We start from the raw sequence: 4,338 nt of genomic DNA, 5'->3' as shown, positions 1-4,338 counted from the left end.
GGCGGGCTGCGGTCACCCCCGAATCTAGGAAGGGCCCGTTACCCGGGGATGACACCGGGCGAACAACGACGGTTACGTCGCCTGCACACCGCCCGGGGGCCGCCGGTGAGGCCCGCTCGGTGGCGGGCGGCGCGGGGCGGGTGGTGTCCGGCGCGCCGGACGGTGATCGTGCGGGAACTTCTCCGGCGGGGCAGCCGACTACTGGAGAGACGCCGGGTGCGGGAGGCCCGTCCGGTGACGGAAGCGGCGGCCGGTGACGTGACACGGCTGCCGGGGCGACAGCAGCAGGAGACCCACGGGGCCCCGGGCCCGGGAGGAGGCCGCGAGGCATGCACTGGTACGAGGACGACGCGCTCTGGTCCGATTTCGCCCCGACGATGTTCCCGGCGGCGCGGGCCGAGTCCGCCGCCGCCCTGGTCGCGTCCTCTCCCCTGCTGGACTTCCCACCGGGCACGAGAGTCCTGGACCTGTGCTGCGGGCCGGGTCTCTTCGTGGTGCCGCTGGCGGAGCGCGGGTACGAGGTGACGGGGGTCGATCTGTCGCCCTCCATGCTGGAGAGCGCCCGGGCCGCCTGCGACACGGCGGGCGCCGAGGTCCGGCTGGAGCGCGCCGACATGCTCACGTACCGGCAGCCGGGCGCCTTCGACGTGGTGCTGAACGTCTTCACGTCGTTCGGCTACTTCGACGAGGCCGAGGACAACCTCCGGGTCCTGCGCAACGCCCACGAGAGCCTCGCCCCGGGCGGCCGGCTCCTGGTCGACGTGATGGGCAAGGAGGTGCTGGCGGGCTGGATCGGGCGGCCGAAGGCGGTCGACCTGCCCGACGGCGCCTACGTGGTCCAGCGCGACACCGTCCTCGACAGCTGGCGGCGGCTGCGCACGGACTGGACGCTGGTGCGCGGCACGACCGCGCGGACGGCGTCCATCACCTCCTGGCTCTACTCGGCGGCCGAGCTGCACGCCCTCTTCGAGAGCGCGGGCTTCACCGACGTGGAGTGCTTCGGCGGGTTCGACGCGTCCGGCTACGACCAGCGCTCGGACCGGCTGATCGTGCGCGGGCGGCGCAAGTGAGGGCCGGGGCGGACGCCCGTCCGCGCGCCGCGGGGCCGGACGCTTCCGCGCGCCCGGCCGTCGCGACGGTCCACGAGCACATCACCGACGCGGTGAAGACCCCGGACCTGATCCGGCTGACCGGCGACATCGTCCTCGCCCGCTTCGAGACGATGAAGGTGTACGCGGCACTCGGCGCGGTCCGTTCGCTGCTGCGCCGGGGCCGGGTGGTCCCCGGGCAGACCCTGGTCGACAGCTCCAGCGGGATCTACGCGCTGGCGCTCGCCATGGCCTGCCACCGCTACGGGCTGCGCTGCCACATCGTCGCCTCCACCACCGTGGACGCCACCATGCGGGCGCAGTTGGAGATCCTCGGCGCGACGGTCGACGCGATGCCGCCCTCACAGAGCCTGCGCCTGGACCAGGAGCTGCGGGTGCGCCATGTGCGCCGGCTGCTGGCGGAGCGGCCGGACTTCCACTGGATGCGGCAGTACCACGACCAGGTCCACCACGAGGGTTACCGGGAGTTCGCGGAGCTGCTCGCCGGGGCGCTGCCCGAGGGGCCGCTGACCGTGGTGGGCGCGGTGGGCACGGGTGCGTCGACCGGTGGACTGGCCCGCGCGCTGCGGGAGTCGGGGCGGTCGGTGCGGCTGGTGGGCATCCAGCCGTTCGGCAGCGTGACGTTCGGGAGCGAGCGGTTCGAGGACCCCGAGGCGATCATCGCGGGCATCGGCAGCTCGATACCGTTCGGGAACGTCCGCCACGAGCTGTACGACACCGTCCACTGGCTGGACTTCCGCCATGCGATGGCGGGGGCGGTCGGACTGCTGCGGGAGCACGCGGTGTTCGCGGGACTGTCCACCGGGGCGGCCCACCTGGCGGCGTCCTGGGAGGCGGACCGTGATCCCGGGCGGCTGCATCTGGTGCTGGGCGCCGACACCGGACACCGGTACGCGGAGCGGGTGTTCGCCCGGCATGCCGAGGCCCTGGACCCGGCCGGGCTGCGGCCCAGGACCATCGCGTCGCCGGCCGATCTGCGGCCGCCGTGGTCGGTGATGGAGTGGGCCGGGCGCGCCGCGCCGGAGGCCGCCAGGACCGTCGAGGGCGACGCCCCCTCCCCCGTACCGACCGTGGAGCTGCTGCCATGACGATCGCCGCACTGGAGTCCCTGTCCTTCGGCCTGGGCAGGATGGCGGAGGCCGCCGCCGGGGCGGGGCACCGGCTGTGCCTGCTGACCGGCGACCGTTCCGTCTACCGGCACGAGCTGGCGGTCCTGCCGCCGGACGCGCTGGACGTCGTGGACGTCGACACGATGGATCCGGAGGCCACCCGTCGGGCCCTGGCCGCCGTGCCCGGCCTGGCCGGGCTGATCAACACGACGGACACCTGGAGCGTGCCGGCCGCCGAGCTGGCCGCCGAACTGGGGCTCCCGGGCGCGGATCCCGGGGCCGTACGGCTGCTGCGGGACAAGCGCCGGGTCCGGGACGCGCTGCACGCGCGCGGGCTGAGCCGGAGCGCGGCCGTATGCGTCCCGCCGGGTCCCGAGGGCGCCGGGGAGGTGCTGCGGGCGGTGGGGCTGCCCGCGGTCCTGAAGGACTCGGCGGGCACCTCCTCGCGCTCTGTGTGGATCGTGCACGACGAGGAGGCCCTGCACCGGGCGCTGGCGGAGGCGGCGCGGCAGCGTCTGGCCGGCGAGCTGTTCGCCGAGGCGTTCCTCGCCGGTCCGCTGTACAGCGCGGAGACGCTCAGCTGGGACGGAACCACCCGGCTGCTCGGGGTGCTGAGCCGCCAGACGTCCCGGGCGGCGGTGGTACGGGAGGAGGCGGCGGCGTTCCCGGTGGCGCTGGCCCGGGGCGAGCGGGCCGGGATCGAGGCGTGGGTGGGCCAGGTCCTCGGGGCGGCGGGTCACACCCGCGGCTTCGCCCATGTGGAGTTCGTCCTGACGGCCGACGGACCCGAGCTGGTGGAGATCAACCGCAGGATCGGCGGCGCGCTGGTCGGCGAGGTGCTGTGCCGGACGCTGCGGACCAATGTCTACACGGCCATGATGGACGAGGCGCTCGGCGCTCGGCCGGCGCTGCTGGACGCCCCGCTCGACGCGGGAGGGCCCGCGTACGGCTTCGTCCTGGTGTACGCGGAGCGGCCCGGGGTGCTGAAGGGCTGGCACGGTCTCGACGAACTCGCGGCGTTCCCCGGGGCGGTGGAGTGGTTCCCGGTCCGCGAGCCCGGCGAGAGCGTGCTCCACGTCGGCGACCAGCGGGGCTGTACGGGCATGGTGCTGGCCGAGGCGCGGACGGCGGAGCTGGCCCAGCACCGGGCGTGGAGCGCGGCCGTCCGGGTCCGCCCGGTCGTCGCCGGGGCGCCGTGAGCCCGGGAAGGTGAGCCTCGGCCGGACGGACCGCCCGCCGCTCACCGGTCCGCAGCAGTTCCTGCTGGGGGGCTCGTTCCTGATCACGCTGGGCAGCTTCGCCGTGCTGCCCTACATGTCGGTGCTGCTGCACCAGCGGCTCGGCCTCGGCCTCGGCACGGTCGGCATCGTGCTGGCCGTCGCCTCGCTGATCCAGTTCGCCGGCGGCGTGGTGGCGGGGCCGGTGACCGGGCGGATCGGGCTGCGGCCCACGATGCTGCTGGCGCTGGGGCTGCGTACGGCGGGGTTCGCCGCGTTCGTCCCCGGGCTGACGAGTCCGGTCCTGGCGGTCGGGGCGCTGCTGCTGGTGTCGGCGGGCGCGGCGCTGTACCTCCCGGCGAACAAGGCGTATCTGGTGGAGGGGGCGTCCGAGGCGCAGCGCCCCCGGCTGCTGTCGGCGAGCGGTTCGGCGTTCAACGCGGGGATGGCGCTGGGCCCTCCGGCCGCCGCGCCGCTCGTCATGGGCTCCCCCGGGGTGCTGTTCTCCTGCGTCACCGTGCTGTTCGCGCTCGTGGGGGCCGGGCACGCGCTGCTGCCGGCGGGCGCGGCGGACCGGCCCTCCGGCGGGTCCGCCGCAGCGCCCGCCGCCGGTGGGGCCCCGGAGTCCGGCGCCTCGCACCCCGGGCCCTCCCCGTTCCTGGTGACCGTGCTGAGCGTGTACGCGTTCATGTTCTTCCAGCACTATCTGGCGCTGTACGCGGTCCCCCGGACGTCGGCGGCCTTCTACGGGGCCGTCCTGACGGGGTACGCGGCCCTCCTCGTCGTCGCCCAGCCGTTGCTGGCGGAACGGGTCGCCGCACTGGGCTACCCGGCCGCCCTGCGGTGGGGGTTCGGCGCGATGGCGGCGGGCATGGCGGCGATCGGGGCCGGGGGGCACGCGGG

4 protein-coding genes are annotated in these 4,338 nt (G+C 75.2%); all 4 read left to right on the top strand.

The window, feature by feature from the left end:
- Positions 1-329 precede the first annotated feature (329 nt).
- A complete protein-coding gene (locus tag HET64_RS36980) occupies positions 330-1,070 on the top strand; it encodes a class I SAM-dependent methyltransferase (RefSeq protein WP_215111616.1) in 741 nt (246 codons plus the stop codon).
- Entirely contained in the window at positions 1,067-2,197 is a 1,131-nt protein-coding gene (locus HET64_RS36975) for a pyridoxal-phosphate dependent enzyme (protein WP_215111615.1), read from the top strand. Before HET64_RS36980 ends, HET64_RS36975 begins: the two co-directional genes overlap by 4 nt.
- Entirely contained in the window at positions 2,194-3,417 is a 1,224-nt protein-coding gene (locus HET64_RS36970) for an ATP-grasp domain-containing protein (protein ID WP_215111614.1), read from the top strand. The genes HET64_RS36975 and HET64_RS36970 overlap by 4 nt, the downstream gene beginning before the upstream one ends.
- A gap of 10 nt (positions 3,418-3,427) precedes the next feature.
- A partial coding sequence (locus HET64_RS36965) for an MFS transporter (protein WP_215111613.1) occupies positions 3,428-4,338 on the top strand: 911 nt, incomplete at its 3' end.

It is taken from the genome of Streptomyces sp. McG3, assembly GCF_018619185.1.
Lineage (GTDB): Bacteria > Actinomycetota > Actinomycetes > Streptomycetales > Streptomycetaceae > Streptomyces.
This window is presented reverse-complemented; position numbering and strand designations above follow the sequence as displayed.